The 17859-nt window shown below is 34.4% G+C and carries 12 protein-coding genes and 1 pseudogene; 3 read left to right on the top strand and 10 right to left on the bottom strand.

What is annotated here, in order from left to right; translation table 11 throughout:
• Positions 1–65: 65 nt before the first annotated feature.
• Positions 66–1850 (top strand): cytochrome-c peroxidase, encoded by a 1785-nt coding sequence (locus FF52_RS02270; RefSeq protein WP_157498491.1) that lies wholly within the window; start codon positions 66–68, stop codon positions 1848–1850.
• Between the two features lie 66 nt (positions 1851–1916).
• On the opposite strand, the gene FF52_RS02265 is transcribed toward FF52_RS02270, so the two are convergent.
• The gene (locus tag FF52_RS02265; protein ID WP_035690600.1) at positions 1917–2540 is read right to left on the bottom strand and encodes a hypothetical protein; all 624 of its coding nucleotides are present in this window, start codon (positions 2538–2540) and stop codon (positions 1917–1919) included.
• On the opposite strand from FF52_RS02265, the pseudogene FF52_RS02260 reads away from it, so the two are divergent.
• Positions 2499–3461, top strand: a pseudogene (locus FF52_RS02260) (AAA family ATPase); the annotation flags it as partial. The gene FF52_RS02265 and the pseudogene FF52_RS02260 sit on opposite strands and share 42 nt — an antisense overlap.
• Before the next feature lie 67 nt (positions 3462–3528).
• On the opposite strand, the gene FF52_RS02255 reads toward FF52_RS02260, so the two are convergent.
• The 9 genes from FF52_RS02255 to ychF all read right to left on the bottom strand — a co-directional run bounded on the left by FF52_RS02255 (position 3529) and on the right by ychF (position 14922).
• On the bottom strand, positions 3529–6243 hold the full coding sequence (locus tag FF52_RS02255) for a DNA gyrase/topoisomerase IV subunit A (RefSeq protein WP_008462578.1): 2715 nt from the start codon (positions 6241–6243) through the stop codon (positions 3529–3531).
• 51 nt (positions 6244–6294) lie between these two features.
• Entirely contained in the window at positions 6295–8163 is a 1869-nt protein-coding gene (locus tag FF52_RS02250; RefSeq protein ID WP_008462577.1) for a DNA topoisomerase IV subunit B, read from the bottom strand.
• Positions 8164–8325: 162 nt separating this feature from the next.
• Positions 8326–9501, bottom strand: coding sequence for a nicotinate phosphoribosyltransferase (pncB, locus tag FF52_RS02245; protein ID WP_008462576.1), 1176 nt, complete (start codon positions 9499–9501; stop codon positions 8326–8328).
• 80 nt (positions 9502–9581) lie between these two features.
• Positions 9582–10556: a transglutaminase domain-containing protein gene (locus FF52_RS02240; RefSeq protein WP_008462575.1), complete on the bottom strand. Its 975-nt coding sequence runs from the start codon at positions 10554–10556 to the stop codon at positions 9582–9584.
• Positions 10557–11081: an NADPH-dependent FMN reductase gene (locus FF52_RS02235; protein ID WP_008462574.1), complete on the bottom strand. Its 525-nt coding sequence runs from the start codon at positions 11079–11081 to the stop codon at positions 10557–10559.
• A gap of 30 nt (positions 11082–11111) precedes the next feature.
• Positions 11112–12026, bottom strand: coding sequence for a YihY/virulence factor BrkB family protein (locus tag FF52_RS02230; RefSeq protein ID WP_008462571.1), 915 nt, complete (start codon positions 12024–12026; stop codon positions 11112–11114).
• Positions 12027–12100: 74 nt separating this feature from the next.
• Entirely contained in the window at positions 12101–12793 is a 693-nt protein-coding gene (locus tag FF52_RS02225; RefSeq protein ID WP_008462570.1) for a hypothetical protein, read from the bottom strand.
• Positions 12794–12801: 8 nt separating this feature from the next.
• Positions 12802–13479: a TIGR02117 family protein gene (locus FF52_RS02220; protein WP_008462569.1), complete on the bottom strand. Its 678-nt coding sequence runs from the start codon at positions 13477–13479 to the stop codon at positions 12802–12804.
• A 348-nt stretch (positions 13480–13827) separates the two neighbouring features.
• A complete protein-coding gene (gene ychF, locus FF52_RS02215; RefSeq protein WP_008462567.1) occupies positions 13828–14922 on the bottom strand; it encodes a redox-regulated ATPase YchF in 1095 nt (364 codons plus the stop codon).
• A gap of 294 nt (positions 14923–15216) precedes the next feature.
• Between ychF and FF52_RS02210 the strand changes: the two genes are divergently transcribed.
• Positions 15217–17850, top strand: a complete 2634-nt coding sequence (locus FF52_RS02210) for a TonB-dependent receptor (protein WP_008462563.1) — start codon at positions 15217–15219, stop codon at positions 17848–17850.
• Positions 17851–17859: the final 9 nt, after the last annotated feature.

Genomic DNA, 17859 nt, shown 5'->3' with positions numbered 1-17859 from the left:
TTCTAACAAAATCTTATTGACAACCCTTATTTTCCGATAAGGGTTGTTTCTATTACAACGCCACTATGAAATTAAAATATTTTACTTTTCTATTCCTAATGCTTTCTTTTTTCTTCTCATGTAAAAAAAGCGAAACATCAAAACCAACTGTTAAACAAGAACTGCTTGTCGATTTAAGTAAACTTAGCAATGAAATTACTCATTTTCAAAAGCTTGTAAAAAGCAATTCTTCACAGAAAGAAATTGTCGAACAATTTAAAAAATCACGTCTGGCATACAAAAAAGTCGAATGGGCAATTGAATATTTCATTCCTGAAACTGCCCGATTTATGAATGGTCCCGCTCTTGACGAAATGGAGTTGGAAGAAAACCGCTCTTTTGAACCTCATGGCTTTCAGGTTATGGAAGAAATGATTTATCCTGAATATAATCCCGAAAGTAAAGAAGATTTAGCGAGAGAATTGAATATTTTTCAATCGAATATAAAACAATTAGAAAGTACATTTGAAGCTATAACTGTAAGTGATGATTACGTTTTAGATGCTATACAGCAGAATGTTTTTAGAGTGATTGCCTTAGGAATTACGGGTTTTGATAGTCCGATTTTGCAATCTTCAATTCCAGAAGCCAGCCAGAGTTTAATCTCAATTCCAGAAACACTTGAAAAGATTGATGCTGATAACAAATCGGTATCTGAATTAAGAGAATTAACCAAAAACGCACAAAAGTACTGCACTGAAAATAATAACTTCAATTCTTTCAACCGTGCTGTTTTTATAACTGAATATTTGAATCCTATTTCGAAAAAACTGAAAACTTTTCAGAAAGAAGAAAACATTAAGAATGTAAAGAAAAGCAGTCCGCTAAAACCAACAATTGAAACTTTATTTGACAAAGATGCCTTTGATGTAAATGCTTTTGTGCTTTCTAAAGAATATAATTTTACTAAAGAAAAAGCGATTTTAGGCGAAAAATTGTTTTATGACACAAGTCTTTCCAAAAATAATGACAGAAGCTGTGCAACTTGCCATAATCCAGAAAAAGCTTTTACAGATGGTTTAAAAACTAATGTTTCATTAACGGGAAAGAATTTACCCCGAAACACTCCTACTCTAACCTATGCCTCTCTGCAAAATGCTCAATTTTGGGATATGCGTCAATTAGATTTAGAAAAACAAAGTGTAGATGTGATCCAGAATAAAGATGAAATGCACGGGTCTATGGAAAATATTCATGCTAAAATTCAGCTTGATAAAGAATATGTAAAACTATTCAAAAAATCCTTTCCAAAAACCTCAAAACCTGAAGCTTGGCAGATTCAAAATGCTATTGCGAGCTATGTGCGTTCTTTAAATTCTTTTGATTCTCGATTTGATGAATACATGAGAGGAAATAAAAATGTTCTGAACAATGAGGAAATCGAAGGAATGAACCTATTTATGGGAAAAGCAAAATGTGCCACCTGCCATTTTACACCTTTATTTAACGGAACGGTTCCGCCAAGTTATTCCAAAACAGAACATGAAGTTATCGGAACTCCAAATGAGCCTTCGGGAAAATCTTTAAGTTCAGATAAAGGCCGTTACATATACAATAAAATGCCACAATTGGTTGGTGCTTTTAAAACACCAACGGTTAGAAATTCGGCTGTTACAGCTCCGTACATGCATAACGGAGTTTTTAAAACGCTGGAAGAAGTGGTTTCTTTTTACAATAAAGGCGGCGGAATTGGTTTAGGCTATGAAGTAGAAAACCAGACACTTCCTTTTGACAAACTGAATTTAACTGTAAAAGAGGAAAAAGCTCTTGTTGCTTTTATGAAAACGCTCACGGACAAGAAATACCAGTAAAACCAAAATAAAACCCCAATTAAACAAAACCGCCGAAAAAGATTTTTTTCGGCGGTTTTTATTTTTTTATTCTTCAATGAAAAGTCGGTAAGGAAATACGTTTGATGATCTATTTTTTAAGTTCTTTATAAAACTTTCGCATAAATAATCCCATTCTGTAGCTGATAGATAATTTCTTTCTGTTGCATTTATTTTTAAATAAATATCTACCGTTCTACTAAAACCTGCTTTTACAGAAATTTCTTTTCGTGTTCCTTTCTCTATTCTAATATCTATTAGACAACTTTTAAAATGATTAAATCCAAACGCTTTTATATCCGCAAATGTTACAATTCTGCCACGAGTAAGTAAAGCATTTCTATAAGCCAAAATACGGTCTTTATTATTCTGCTTATTCATTCCGCCCACAGTATTAGTAACCAAAACTGCCTCTTTACTCACAAATAGCAAATCGTCTTTCGATTCTAAAACAGTTCCTGCTTTGATATCATTTCCTTCTTCTGCACAAGTTGACCAATAATGTATAGCAAAGGACTTTCCTAAAGATTCGTCAAACTTTGGCTTAATCATTATGTAAGGATCATTGTTTTTAGAAAAACTGCTTTCTCTTGCCTGTTGCTCTACAGAAGCTAAAAGCTGATTTATTTCACTGGCATTCCTGCAGGAAAACTTAAAGAAGAAGAGAAACAAAAACTAAATACTATTGAAGACGTTTTGAGAAAAAGGGTAATTGGCCAGGATCATTGTATTGCAACTGTTTCAGGATCTATTCTCGAATCACGTTCGGGATTAAGCAAAGCTGGACAGCCAATTGCATCATTTTTCTTTTTAGGACCAACAGGAACTGGAAAAACAGAATTAGCAAAAAGCTTAGCGGAATTTCTTTTTCAAGATGAAAATGCTATTATTCGTTTTGACATGTCTGAATTTAAAGAAGAACATTCTGCGGCTTTGTTGTACGGGGCACCTCCAGGCTATGTCGGGTATGAAGAGGGAGGTTTGTTAGTCAATAAAATTAGGCAAAAGCCCTACTCTATTGTTTTATTTGATGAAATTGAAAAAGCACATCCTTCTGTTTTTGATGTTTTTCTTCAGATTATGGACGAAGGAAAACTGCATGACCGTTTAGGCAAAGAAGGCGATTTTTCAAATGCCATTATTCTTTTTACCTCAAATATTGGTGCAGATCATATCGTCACTACTTTTAATAATGGTGAAATTCCTACTTCAAATTCTCTAATGGAAATTATGGCAAATTATTTCAGACCAGAATTTTTAGGACGTTTAACCGAAATTATACCTTTTGCGCCTATCAGCAAAGAAAATGCATTAAAGATTTTCGAGATACACCTCAAAAAAGAATTTACAGACTTATTGAAAAACATTAATATTAAAGTCGAAATTCCGATAGAAGCAAAACTCTATCTTGCAGAAAACGGCTATAATGCCAAATATGGAGCAAGACCAATTAAAACCATTATCAGAACGCATTTAAGAAGGCCTCTAGCTAAGAAAATAATTTCCGGAGAAGTCAAAGATGGTGATACTATTTCAGTAGTTATTGAAAACAACGAAGTAAAATGGATTAAAGAAGAAGCCCTTTCAATTTAAAATTAGATCTCAATAATTTATATAAAAAACGCTAAGAAATTAAGTAATCTCAGCGTTTTTTTTATTTTTATTCTAAAACTAGGCCTATTTGTCCATCGTCGTCTAATTCTGTTTCAACAGGATCATCTTCTGGAATTTCCGGTTTTTCCGGAACTTCTTCAATTGGTTCTTCATAAGGAAGCGGCTCTAATAAATTTACTTGTCTTAATTTATCAGTCGTCAATTGGTTTCCAAGAGCTTTGAAACCTTTTACGGCTATAAAGTCTTCTACATCAATATGAAGATCGTCTTTTTGAACACCTTTTACTTTGGCGAAAACCAATTGTGCCACTGGACGATAATCAGTCGAAACGATTTCTAACTGCGAATTTGGATGATCAGTAATGAAACTTTCTTCTTTTCCTTCATTTTCTACCAAGAAACGTTTCAAGAAATAACGTTCTTTTTCTCCATCATAATAGATTGCTGAAATTGGTTTTTTAGGATTCCATTTTTCCAATACAATCATATCTTCATCAAAATGTGTAGATAATTCTGGAATGATTACTTTCAATTTCCCTGATTGACTAATGACTAAGATTTTATCTGTTGGTTTAAACTCTCCTAATAATTCTCCTCTTGCATCAACATTTAAACGTTTTACGGTATCATCAAACCAAACTTTTCTTGGCAGTAAAGTCGAAATTCCTTTTTCTTTTAATTCGATTTTTTTGATTGGATATTTGGTTACTAAATTTCCTTTAGAACCACGCCCTTTAATAGCTAACTTAGCGAAATCAATATCGAATTTCAGTTTCTTAATCGTTCCAACCTGACGAAGCAAAATAGTCACAACCTCGGCTTCTCCATTAGGATTATGCGAAAAATACACTACCTGAGAACCGTTTGTTCCATTCGTTAAATCGTAGGCTTTATCACGGGTAACACCTGTAACATTAAAACGTTTTATATAAGACGGACCTGACTTACCATCACGATACATCATATTATAAATTGTACGTTTATCGTTTTTATCAAATACCGCTGCGTGTATAATATCTTTTCCGATAAAAGTCTTGGCATCAACTTTTGTAATCATCATGGTTCCATCTCGTAAAAACACGATAACATCGTCAATATCAGAACAGTCGCCTACGTATTCATCTTTCTTTAAACTAGTTCCTACGAAACCTTCTTCGCGGTTTACGTATAGTTTTGTGTTTCTTAAAACTACTTTTGTAGCTTCAACGTTATCAAATACGCGAAGTTCTGTTTTACGCTCTCGCCCTTTTCCATATTTCTCTTTCAGTTTGGTAAAGTAAGCAATGGCAAAATCGGTAAGATGCTCCAAATTGTATTCTACCTCTTTCATTTCCTCTTCTAATCTAGAGATTAATTCATCTGCTTTATCAGAGTCGAAACGAGTAATACGAATCATCGGAATTTGAGTCAGTCTTTGTAAATCGTCATCGTTGATTTCTCTAACAAATGATTTTTTGAAAGGCTCAAAACGGTCGTATAAATATTTGTAAAGTGATTCTCTATCTCCATATAATTTGAAGTCAATATACATTTCTTCACGAATGAAGATTTTTTCTAAAGTAGAGAAATGCCACTTATTTTTTAATTCTTCTAATTGAATTTCAAGTTCTTGTTTAAGCAAATCAACCGTTCTTTCAGTTGAAATCTTCAACATTTGTGAAACGCCAATAAATAACGGCTTATTATCTTCAATTACGCATCCTAAAGGTGCAATTGAAGTCTCACAGGCTGTAAACGCAAATAAAGCATCGATTGTTTTGTCTGGCGAAACTCCTGGGAAAAGATGAATTAAAATCTCAACATCAGCGGCGGTGTTATCCTCAATTTTCTTGATTTTGATTTTACCTTTTTCATTGGCTTTCAAAATACTATCAATCAAACTCGATGTATTGGTAGAAAACGGAATCTGCGTAATTACCAAAGTATTTTTGTCTAATTGCGAAATTTTAGCACGCACACGCACACGTCCGCCACGCATTCCGTCGTTGTAATTCGAAACGTCGGCAATACCAGCTGTGGCAAAATCTGGATAAAGCGTAAATGACTTCCCCTTTAAGATTTTAATCGACGCGTCAATTAATTCGTTAAAATTATGAGGAAGCACTTTTGTAGAAAGTCCAACCGCAATACCTTCTGCTCCTTGTGCTAAAAGCAATGGGAATTTTACAGGAAGATTAATTGGTTCAGCTTTTCTACCGTCATAAGATAGTCCCCATTCTGTAATTTTTGGAGAATATAAAACCTCCAAAGCAAATTTGGATAAACGTGCTTCAATATAACGGGGTGCTGCTGCACCATCACCGGTTAAGATATTTCCCCAGTTTCCTTGACAGTCAATCAATAAATCTTTCTGACCGATTTGTACCATGGCATCACCAATACTCGCATCTCCGTGTGGGTGATACTGCATGGTGTGACCAACAACATTGGCAACTTTATTATAACGACCATCATCCAACTCTTTTAAAGAGTGCATAATACGACGCTGAACAGGCTTGAATCCGTCTTCGATAGCAGGAACTGCACGTTCCAAAATTACGTACGAAGCATAATCCAAGAACCAGTCTTTATACATTCCCGTTACTTTAGTAATAACGTCTTCGCCTTCTTCTTCTTGATTTTCGTAAAAATGTGCACCTTCGAAATGTTTTCCTTCACCATCAATCACATCATCATCGCCATCCTGAATGTTATCCAGATTTTCCTCTGAATTATTCTCGTCGTCGTTTGGAATTATGTTATCGTCTTCTTCGTCTTTCATATATTTTGTTCAGTATAAATACTAAAAAATTCTTCTGTAATTCTTTTCTTTTTAAACCTCTTCAAGCTCATCAATCTCCACCTTAAGATTTTTGATAATAAAATCTTGTCTGTCTGGGGTATTTTTACCCATATAGAAAGATAACAGCTGCTCAATCGAAGTATGTTTATCCATCATAACTGGATCAAGGCGAATGGTGTCTCCGATAAAGTTTTTGAACTCATCTGGAGAAATCTCTCCTAAACCTTTGAATCGCGTGATTTCTGGTTTTGGCTTTAATTTCTCGATGGCATCTTTTCTTTCTTCTTCAGAATAACAATAAATGGTTTCTTTTTTATTTCGAACCCTGAAAAGTGGTGTCTGTAAGATATACAAATGCCCTTCTTTGATTAATTCAGGGAAAAACTGCAAAAAGAAAGTAATTAAAAGTAAACGAATGTGCATTCCGTCGACATCGGCATCGGTTGCGATTACGATGTTGTTGTAACGCAATTTTTCTAGTCCGTCTTCGATATCAAGCGCTGCTTGCAATAAGTTGAATTCTTCATTTTCATACACAATCTTTTTAGACATTCCGTATGAATTCAGAGGTTTACCACGTAAACTGAAAACTGCTTGTGTATTTACGTCGCGTGACTTTGTAATCGATCCAGAAGCCGAATCTCCCTCAGTAATAAAAAGCGTACTTTCTAAGTTTCTAGGGTTTTTGGTATCTGGAAGATGCGCTCGGCAGTCTCTTAATTTCTTATTGTGAAGATTGGCTTTTTTAGCACGATCTGTTGCTAATTTTCTAATTCCTGACAATTCTTTTCGCTCGCGTTCTGCCTGAAGAATTTTACGCAATAAAGCTTCGGCTGTTGGCGGATTTTTATGCAGGTAATTATCCAGTTTCGTTTTGATGAAATCGTTAACGAAAGTACGAACAGAAACCGCTGGTGTTCCGTCATCAGAACCCATATCGGTAGAACCTAATTTTGTTTTGGTCTGAGACTCAAAAACCGGTTCCATTACTTTAATGCTAATCGCACTTACAATCGATTTTCGAACATCTGACGCATCAAAATTCTTATTGTAAAACTCTCGAATTGTTTTTACAACCGCTTCACGATACGCCGCTAAGTGCGTTCCTCCTTGTGTTGTGTTCTGACCGTTTACAAAAGAGTGATATTCTTCGCTATATTGGGTTTTACTATGGGTCAATGCCACCTCAATATCGTGGTCTTTCAAATGGATAATTGGATATTCTAAATCTTCTTCACTGATAGTCTCTTCCAACAAATCGCGAAGTCCGTTTTCTGAATAGTATTTTTCTCCGTTGAAAATAATCGTCAAACCATTGTTTAGATAACAATAGTTTTTAACCATTTTCACTACATATTCTAAACGGAATTTAAAGTTTTTGAAAATCGTTTCGTCTGGCGTAAAAGTTACTTTCGTTCCTTTACGTTTTGTTGTTTCTATAATATCTTCTTCGGAAACTAAATTACCAGCTGAAAACTCTGCCGCTTTTTGTTTGTCATCACGAACCGATTCTACGCGGAAATAAGTCGAAAGTGCATTTACTGCTTTTGTTCCAACTCCATTCAAACCTACTGATTTCTGGAAAGCTTTTGTATCATACTTTCCTCCCGTATTCATCTTCGAAACTACATCGACCACTTTTCCTAAGGGAATACCTCGTCCGTAGTCACGAACGGTAACCGTCTTTTCTTTGATACTTACCTCAATAGTTTTTCCAGAGCCCATTACGAACTCATCGATACAGTTGTCTAAAACCTCTTTTAGAAGAATGTAAATACCATCATCCGGCGCAGATCCGTCTCCAAGTTTTCCGATATACATCCCAGGACGCATACGGATATGTTCTTTCCAATCAAGCGAACGAATATTATCTTCGGTATATTGATTTTGCTCTAGCATATATGATTTTGGGATTTTTTGCTAATGTACCATTTCTTAGCAAAAAATGAAAGCGTATTTTCTTTTTGTTATGAATAATAACAGTTTAAAATCTATTTAAATTGATTTTAAAGTAAAAAGGGCGCTGCAAGGATCTAAAAATTGCTTTTTCAGTAAAAATTATCATTTGATTCCTAGCACTTCTTTTGCTAAAGCAATCATTTCGGGTGTTCCCGTATTTTTATTTTTCTCGTCAGAAAGTTTCACAACACCCTGCCAATGTAGATTATCGGGTTTTGTATCGGTCAATTTTATAACCATATTCATTGCAGGAAGCCCAACATCATTAGTAAAATTTGTTCCGATTCCAAACGACATTTTTATTTTGTCCTGACAGAAATCGACAATCTTTTTTACTTTATCATAATTTAAGGAATCAGAAAAAACAATAGCTTTTGATTTTGGGTCAATTCCCATTTTTACGTAATGCGAAATCACTTTTTGAGCAAATTCAATCGGGTCACCACTATCATGTCGGACGCCATCAAAAAGTTTAGAATATTTTTTATCAAACTGATTGAAAAATATTTCGGTAGTATAAGTGTCTGTTAAAGCTATTCCGAGATCGCCGCCGTAAACTTGTGTCCAATGTTCCAAGCTTATCGAATTTGCCATTTTAAAGCCATATTGCGCAGCATGAAACATAAACCATTCGTGAGCATGCGTCCCTAGAGGTCTCCGATTATTGACCATTGCAAAATGTACATTGCTGGTTCCAATGAAACTTTGCCCACCATAAGTACGCAAAGTCTCATTTACAAGATTCTGCACATCATAAGAGTGGCGTCGTCTGGTTCCAAACTCTAAAATAGAAACTCCAAGTTTATTATAATTCTCTATTTTTTCTTTCGTAAGACTTTTTACCGCTTCATCATTTAAACGAATTAAGTGGTTGGATTTATAAAAAAGTTCCGAAATCAAAGCCATTAACGGTACTTCCCACAAAATGGTTCTGTACCAAAATCCTTCAACAGTAACTTTTATTTCTGATCCTTCTTGACTAATCTGAACTTCAGACGGATCAAAGCTATATCCTTGCAGAAAATCTAAATACGTAGGATCGAGATAGGGACAATAATGGGCAAGATAGTTCTTTTCTTCTTTTGTTAAACGAAGATCTGCCATTGCATCGACAGAATTTCGAAGTAAATCGGCAAAACCTTCCGGAAAAATATGTTTTCCGCGGTTTATAAAACCATACCGAACTTTTGCTTTTGGAAAAAGTTTAATTACAGCATGCTGCATTGTAAATTTGTAGAAATCATTGTCTAAGATTGATTTCAGAAAAGTTGTTTCCATAGCATTCAAATTCGGATCATTCTTGCTAAGATACGTCAATTTTAACAAAAGAAGAAAGATCTAAATCTAATCTTTTATTTTTAAACTATTTTAAAAGAAACGACACTATTTCCATCTACAAAAACAGTAATATAATCACCTATGTTACTATCTATTGGAATCTGAAATTCTAAACCTCCTCGCTTCTCTTTCGGATTTTGAACCTTAACAGCTTTATTGTATTTATTCAAATAAAAAACCTGATTCGATTTCGAAAGATTTTTGATTTCTACTGTAATTCTATCCCCATTTCGTGCTTCAATTATCCCAGAATCTGGAGATTTAATTTTATAATCTTTTTCGATTGTCGTATTATAAATCAAAGGTCCATTAAGAAAATCTTCTTTGCTTAATCTGTTTCCTAAATAAGAACCTGAATCTGGAAAGTGCTTCGCAAAAAAATAATCTGGATCAGTATCAAAATAAGCAGGATTAAAATCATTGACCATTCTGCCTTTACTGCTGTCATAATAGCCTTGTCCCCATGTTACATCTAGAAGACGCCATTTTTTATCAATCAAAACCATATTCCAAGCATGATTGGATGAAGTGGTTTTTCTTCCAATATCTCTTACTGAAATTTTAGAATCGCCACGAATGATTTCGCATTTAATTCCCATCAAGGAAGCCAAATGCTGATACAAAGCCGTAAAGCCTTCACAAACTGCTTTTTTAGATTTAAAAGCTTTCTGAATCAGGTTATCATTCAATTGTTTTATTTTTCGCTGTTTCTCTGCTTCTGACGAATAACTGAAACCCTGCACTCTTGGCGGATTCAAATAGGCATTGTAATCGTATCTTATATTGAAAGCAATCCAACTGTAAATAGCACGCGCACGATCATAATCCGAATCAAAATCTTTTTCGATTCTGTCGGCTAATTTTTCAGTGCTATCAAAGCTTTTTGGGTATTTTGCAACTATTTTATCAACTTCACTAATCTTTTGAGCAAAAGTAAAATTGATGAAAATACTATTTAATAAAAGGAAAACAAGGGCAATCTTTTTTTTTGGCATTTAAAAATTTGATTTAATAATATCTTTCAGTTCTTGATCTAATTCAGGATTAGAGATTTTATTTTCTTGTAAATCAAAATTCGAGCCAAATGCTGGTAATGAGAAACTTCCTTTGATTTCTGCACCATAACGAGGAAAAAGATTCTGTGCAATTCCTAAAACAGATGCACCACCTCTACCGCCAGGAGAAGTTGCCAACAATAACATTGGTTTGTGTTGAAAAACATCTTTTTCAATTCTAGAACTCCAATCGAAAACATTTTTGAAAGCAACAGAATAATTTCCGTTATTTTCCGCCATTGAAACCACTAGAATATCAGCTTCTTTAAGTTTGTTCAAGAATGCTTGCGCCACTTCATGCTGACCAATTTCTTTTTCAAGATCGACGCTAAAAACCGGCATTGCAAAATCATTAAGATCTAAAACTTCAACATCTGCATTTTCAAATAAACTAGATGCATAAGTTGCTAAATGTTTATTGATTGACTGCTTGCTGTTACTTCCTCCAAAAGCTACTATTTTCATATTTGTGGTATTTGTTGTTTTATAATTGGTTTAAGATTCTATTTCAAAAATCTCTTTTTGTATTTCTACAGAATAATCATTTGGTGAAATACTTCCGCCGAAAGCTTTTGCATAGACTTTAGTAAATTCTGCTCCAAAATATAAAATAATGGCCGAATAATATACCCAAACCAAAATTATAATTACAGAACCCGCCGCACCGTAAACGCTTGCAACAGTTGAATTTCCAAGGTAAACCCCAATCGCAAATTTACCTATCATAAACAAAATCGCAGTGCTTGAGGCTCCAATAAAAGCATCTTTCCATTTGATGATTCCATCAGGTAAAGTTCGGAATATAATAGCAAAAAGCAATGTTATACTGGCAAAAACAATTACCAAATTAACCACATAAAAAAAGTAAACTGTTGTGTCTGGAAAATACAGTTTTAAACGTGCATTTAAAACGTCGAGTGTAGCATTGACTATTAAACTGACCAGCATTAAAAATCCAACTGAAACAATCATGGAAAAAGACATCAATCTGTTTTGAATGAATTTTTTCAAACCTTTATTAGGTTTTGCGCGAAGCCCCCAAATATAATTGATAGAGCTCTGAATTTCTGCAAAAACCCCAGATGCCCCAATTAAAAGCATTACAATCCCAAATACGGTAACAAAGACATTACTGTCTGATAATTGAACATTCTTGATTGCCTCCTGAATCTGTACTGCAGCATTATTTCCAACCAATCGATTTATCTGACCATATAACTGACCTGTGACTGCCTCTTCCCCAAAAAAGAAGCCACAAATGGTAATTATAATAATCAATAAAGGAGGCAAAGCAAAAATGGTATAATAAGATAACGCCGCGCTTAACTTTATAGCATTGTCATCGTTGAATTCTAAAAATGTTGTTTTTAATAAATACCAAGTTTTTGAAAAGATATTATGATTTTTCATTTGCTGATTTTTTGATATTCACTCAAATTTAAGCATTAATGAAAATTGCGTACTTCTTGGATTTTTGTTGAGTTTTACATTTTTCCCATATTTTGATTTGGCACTTTCGCATATTCTTGATCATAACCTAACTTTTTAATTTTCAGAATATTTTTAAATTCTTTTTTAGTTGGTTTTATCAAATAAGAAAGTGAATCGAGCATTTTTGCCTTTATAGCAGTCACAGAATCTAATTTTCTTAAGTCTTCTGGTAAATAAATATTTTTAATTTTAAGAACATCATTTTCTAATGAAATGGTTTTTATATTCCAAAAAACAGAATCTCTTGTACTTAAAACTAACTGCCCGTTAATTCGTTTTAATTTCTGATTATATGACAATCTGAATAATGTGTCTGTATCTCTTTGAGACAATTCAATCGAGTCTCCTTTTTTAAGTATATCAAATGTTTCCTTTCTGTCTTTAGTAATTAATTTTCCATCAATGAGGTCGTATTCAGATTTTAAAGAATCTAATTTTTGCCTATCTACCTTGAATTTAAAATAATATTCTCTAAAAACTCCATTATCATCTATTCTTAAAAAAGTAGGATCTGAACTCATATACAACCCCCTAAATTTAGAAGGAAAACTGTTTAACTCAGAATCATCAATTGGTTGAGGATTTTCAAAGAAAAACATCAAACCTCCAAATTCTGCAGGTGCGTTTGCTTTTTTACAGGAAATAAAAAATACTATTATTGCCAAAATTAAAATCAGCTTTTTCATTTCACAAACTATTTATAGTGACAGAAAATCCCTTTATCATAAACCGTCCATAAACTTGCTTTTTGATTGGCTGCTTTTAAAGCATTATTTGCCCAAGTATTGCATGTATAAAAAAGACTGTAACTTCCTTTGGCTTCATAAAAAGCATCTTTTTTCCCGTAGCTGTGACCTTCAATCCATTGTGGATGAATTGGATCACTAAAACTATTGGAAATATAATTGACTAAGTTTTGATAATTTTCTTTTGAAACTAAAATTCGCTTACAATCTTCTCCTTCTCTTAATTGTTTAAAAAACGTTGCATGCACAGCAGAAGAACTAATTCCAAATGCGGCTTTGAACGCTGTACTTGCTTTTAAATCTGACCATTCTGGTGTTTCCAAATAAAAGCCCTTGTCTCCCCAACCAAAAGCAATATAATTCATCAACGAATCTTTTGATTGCGTCTGATTGAATTGAATTTCGTTTCTCCAATCTTTTATTTCATTTTTTACGGGAACTACAATATCGGTATGAACTCCATTTGAAAGAATGTAAATTGGAATTGCGTCTTGTTCTTCGACTTTTGCGATATCTGAGTTGACTGTAATTTTAGAAATAATCAAAACAGAAGAGATATAAAGGGCAAGAAAACTGAAAATTCCGAAAAGTGTCCAGCCCAGAATTTTGAATGATTTTTTTAGCATTTTAATTGGTTGATTTTAGATTAGTAATTGGTTATTTTTTCTGTAACCAATTTTTGAGCCAAAAAATTTACTTGCTAAAAATAGCACGCGGATTTTACTGATTCGCTTTCGCGAAAGCGCGGATTTAAACGGATTATCATTCTTGTTTTTGTCATCCTGAGGAACGAAGGATCACACTAGAATTTCCACAATCCAAATCGCCAATATTTGTAGAGTTTCGTGTGCGGTCCTTCGTTCCTCAGGATGACAAACTTGTGATTATTCATTTTAAACATAAAAAAACTGCTGAATCTCTCCAGCAGTTTTAGTCTTTATTCTTTTTTGTTTCTTCTATTTTCTATAAAAAGACTAAACATTAAAACGGAAATGCATTACATCACCATCTTTCACGATATATTCTTTTCCTTCCACTCTGAATTTTCCAGCTTCTTTCGCTTTAGCCTCAGAACCGTAATGAACGTAATCGTCATATGAAATCACCTCTGCACGGATAAATCCTTTTTCAAAATCAGTGTGGATAACTCCAGCTGCCTGTGGTGCAGTTGCTCCAATCGGAATAGTCCAAGCGCGAACTTCTTTTACACCAGCTGTAAAGTAAGTTTGCTGTTTTAATAATTTATAAGCTGCACGAATTAAAACTGAAGCTCCTGGCTCTTCTAATCCCATATCTTCAAGAAACACCTGACGCTCTTCGTAGCTTTCCAATTCTGTGATATCAGCCTCTGCTCCTACTGAAAGCACAATTACTTCAGCATCTTCATCTTTTACTAATTCACGAACTTGATCCACATATTTATTTCCGCTTACTGCAGAACTTTCGTCAACATTACAAACATACAAAACTGGTTTTGCTGTAATTAATTGGAAAGATTCCATCAGAACTTCTTCGTCATTATTTTGAGGAACCACTGTTCTAGCAGATTTTGCCTGCAAAAGAGCTTCTCTAATTCTGTTTAGCAAAGCTTCCTCTGCTTGAGCTTCTTTATTCCCTGTTTTTGCAGCACGTTTTACTTTTTCTAAACGCTTTTCGATGGTTTCTAAATCTTTTAACTGCAATTCAATATCGATAGTTTCTTTGTCACGAATTGGGTTTACGTTTCCGTCAACGTGTACAATATTATCATTGTCAAAACAACGCAAAACGTGAATGATAGCATTACACTCTCTAATGTTTCCTAAAAACTGGTTTCCAAGGCCTTCACCTTTACTCGCACCTTTCACTAAACCTGCAATATCAACGATATCAACAGTTGCCATTTGAACGCGCTCTGGTTTAACCAATTCCTCTAATTTGTTGATTCTTGGATCTGGAACGTTTACAACACCAATATTAGGTTCGATTGTACAAAACGGAAAGTTCGCACTCTGCGCTTTTGCATTAGATAAACAATTAAATAATGTTGATTTTCCAACATTTGGCAATCCTACAATTCCTGCTTTCATCTGTTTGTTTGTATTTATTTGATGTGAGCCTTCGATTTAGCTCTTCACATTAAACCCTGTGATTTAATGCCTTATGATTTACATGTTTTTATCATTTTCTGCCAAAATGCTATTTTTTGGCTCTAAAATTTTGCAAATATAAGATTTAATAGCTCTTGCACGAAGTAAAAATGTTCAATAATATAATTTTAGACATAAGCAATGAATTTTTTAAACATTTTATTAATATTTTGTTAAAAAAGACTACTTTTATAAAACTGATTAACAAAAAAACAAACCAAAAAACCACTTACCATGAAAAAGATTGCATTATTGTTATTTCTGCTGAATTCAGCATTTCTCTTTGCACAAAAAGAGGTCTCGGGTCTTGTAAAAGATAAATCGGGAAATCCGCTTCCGGGGGTTAATATTGTCGAAAAAGGAACTTCAAATGGAGTTTCTACTGATTTTGAGGGTAGCTTTAGAATAAAAGTAAAAGAAGGTGCAACTTTAGTTTTTAGTTATGTCGGTTTTACAACAGTTGAAAAAACAGCTTCTGGAGATAAAATAAACATTGTCTTAAGCGAAAACGATGGCCAAGTTTTGAATGACGTTGTTGTCGTGGGTTCTCGAAATGCAAAACGAACGGTTGTAAATTCGGCCGTTCCTATTGATGTAATCAATGTCAAAGATGTTACTACTCAAAGCGGAAAAATTGAAATTAATCAGCTTTTACAATATGTAGCTCCTTCATTTAATGCAAATAAACAATCTGGTTCTGATGGTGCAGACCACGTTGATCCTGCTTCTTTAAGAGGTATGGGACCAGATCAGACTTTGGTTTTGATTAATGGAAAAAGAAGACATCAATCGTCTCTAATCAATTTATTTGGAACACGCGGGCGTGGTAATACAGGAACAGATTTGAATGCAATTCCTGCCGCGTCAATTAAAAGAATTGAAATTCTGCGTGACGGTGCTTCCGCACAATATGGTTCTGATGCGATTGCAGGGGTTATTAATATTGTGACAAATGACAACGTTGACGAATTAACAGGTTCAGTTACGTACGGCGTTTTTAACACACATGCCAAAGGCGAATTCTTACCAGGAACTCCAAATACGAAAGGATTTAGATTAGATCAAAATGGAAATGGGAATTCGTACGGAAAAGATCAGGACTTTGACGGAGGTTCTGTAAGAGTGGCAGCTAATTATGGAACAGGAATTGGAAGCAAAGGCGGTTATGTAAATGTTACGGGAGAATTTTTAAGTAAAAACAAAACTCTTAGACCTGCTTACGATTTTAGAAAAGGGTTTGGCGATGCTGAAATGACAGGTGTTAACCTGTTCGCCAATTTAGCAATTCCTATTTCTGATAAAACCGAATTTTATGCTTTTGGAGGAAGCAATTTTAGAGATACCGACGCTTATGCTTTTACCAGAAATGACGGAGAAAGAGTTGTCGAATCTGTTTATCCAGGAGGTTATACTCCAAGAATTACTTCTAAAATTAATGATAATTCTATCGCAGCGGGAATTAGAACCGAATCTTCTGGCGGATGGAAATTTGATTTGAGCAATACTTTTGGTAAAAACAAATTCCAATATGATATTAAAGGAACTATAAATGCTTCTCTTGAAGAAAAATCTCCTCATGAATTTGATGCTGGAGGACACAGTTTACTTCAAAACACTACAAATTTTGATATTTCTAAAAACTACGAAAGTGTTTTAAGCGGTTTAAATATTGCTTTTGGAGCAGAATTTAGAGTGGAGCAATTTGAAATTTTTGCTGGCGAAGAAGATTCATACGCGACTTATGATACAGACGGAAAACCTATTACAGATCCAACAACGCAAAGCGCACCAATTGATCCTGTAACTGGAGAACCAAGACCTGGAGGTTCTCAAGGTTTCCCAGGATACAGCCCTGCAAATGAAGTCAATAAAGACAGAACCAATTTTTCTCTCTATACTGATGCCGAATTGGATGTTACCGAAGCTTGGATGGTAAGCGGAGCTTTACGTTTTGAAAATTACAGTGATTTCGGAAGTACATTAAATGGGAAACTAGCATCAAGACTTAAAATCACAGATCATATCAACGCTAGAGGATCGATAAGTACAGGTTTCCGCGCTCCTTCTTTAGCTCAAATTTATTATAATTTACGCTTTACCAACTTTAACGCAAGCGGGGCAACAGAAGTTTTATTGGCTCCAAACGATAGCCCAGTTACAAGAGCATTTGGAATTGAGAAATTAAATGAAGAAAAAGCGGTAAATGCTTCATTAGGATTTACTGCGTCTTTCGGTGATTTTACAGCTACCATTGACGGATATTACATTCAAGTAAAAGACCGTATTGTTTTGACAGGATATTTTGATGCCAGTTCTTTAAATCTAGGTGTTTCTGAAGCTCAATTTTTTGCGAATGGAGTGGACACAAGCACGCATGGTTTGGATTTGGTTTTCTCTTGGAAAAAGACATTTGATTTTGGTCAGTTTGGTGCAACTTTAGTTGGAAACATCAACGACATGAAAATTGACAAAGTAAAAAACGGAACTCTTGACGAAGCTATTTTCTTCGGAAAACGCGAAAAAGCATTTTTATTAGCTTCGGCTCCAGACAATAAATTTGGTTTAAACCTTACTTACGCAAAAAACAAATTTGATGCTGGTTTAGCTTTTACTCGTTTCAGCAAAGTAGTTCTGGTTGATTATGCAGACGAAGATGATGTTTACAACCCAAGATTGATTACCGATTTAACTGTTGGATATCAGTTCACTAAAAGCTTAAAACTGACTTTAGGAAGCAACAACTTATTTAATGTATATCCAACCAAACAAGACGAACAAGGAAATACAGAGGCAGGAGGTTATTGGGACGCTGTACAAATGGGTTTCAGCGGAGCTTATTACTACGCAAGGCTTGGTTTTAATTTTTAAGAAAGGGCT

It is taken from the genome of Flavobacterium sp. F52, assembly GCF_000278705.1.
GTDB lineage: Bacteria > Bacteroidota > Bacteroidia > Flavobacteriales > Flavobacteriaceae > Flavobacterium > Flavobacterium anhuiense.
The sequence above is the reverse complement of the archived record's forward strand: the minus strand, read 5'-3'. Positions and strand labels throughout refer to the sequence as shown.

Coding starts and splice junctions, on each gene's coding strand:
- FF52_RS02270 (WP_157498491.1), top strand. CDS start 66: ATGAAATTAAAATATTTTACTTTTCTATTCCTAATGCTTTCTTTTTTC.
- FF52_RS02255 (WP_008462578.1), bottom strand. CDS start 6,243: ATGAAAGACGAAGAAGACGATAACATAATTCCAAACGACGACGAGAAT.
- FF52_RS02250 (WP_008462577.1), bottom strand. CDS start 8,163: ATGCTAGAGCAAAATCAATATACCGAAGATAATATTCGTTCGCTTGAT.
- pncB (WP_008462576.1), bottom strand. CDS start 9,501: ATGGAAACAACTTTTCTGAAATCAATCTTAGACAATGATTTCTACAAA.
- FF52_RS02240 (WP_008462575.1), bottom strand. CDS start 10,556: ATGCCAAAAAAAAAGATTGCCCTTGTTTTCCTTTTATTAAATAGTATT.
- FF52_RS02235 (WP_008462574.1), bottom strand. CDS start 11,081: ATGAAAATAGTAGCTTTTGGAGGAAGTAACAGCAAGCAGTCAATCAAT.
- FF52_RS02230 (WP_008462571.1), bottom strand. CDS start 12,026: ATGAAAAATCATAATATCTTTTCAAAAACTTGGTATTTATTAAAAACA.
- FF52_RS02225 (WP_008462570.1), bottom strand. CDS start 12,793: ATGAAAAAGCTGATTTTAATTTTGGCAATAATAGTATTTTTTATTTCC.
- FF52_RS02220 (WP_008462569.1), bottom strand. CDS start 13,479: ATGCTAAAAAAATCATTCAAAATTCTGGGCTGGACACTTTTCGGAATT.
- ychF (WP_008462567.1), bottom strand. CDS start 14,922: ATGAAAGCAGGAATTGTAGGATTGCCAAATGTTGGAAAATCAACATTA.
- FF52_RS02210 (WP_008462563.1), top strand. CDS start 15,217: ATGAAAAAGATTGCATTATTGTTATTTCTGCTGAATTCAGCATTTCTC.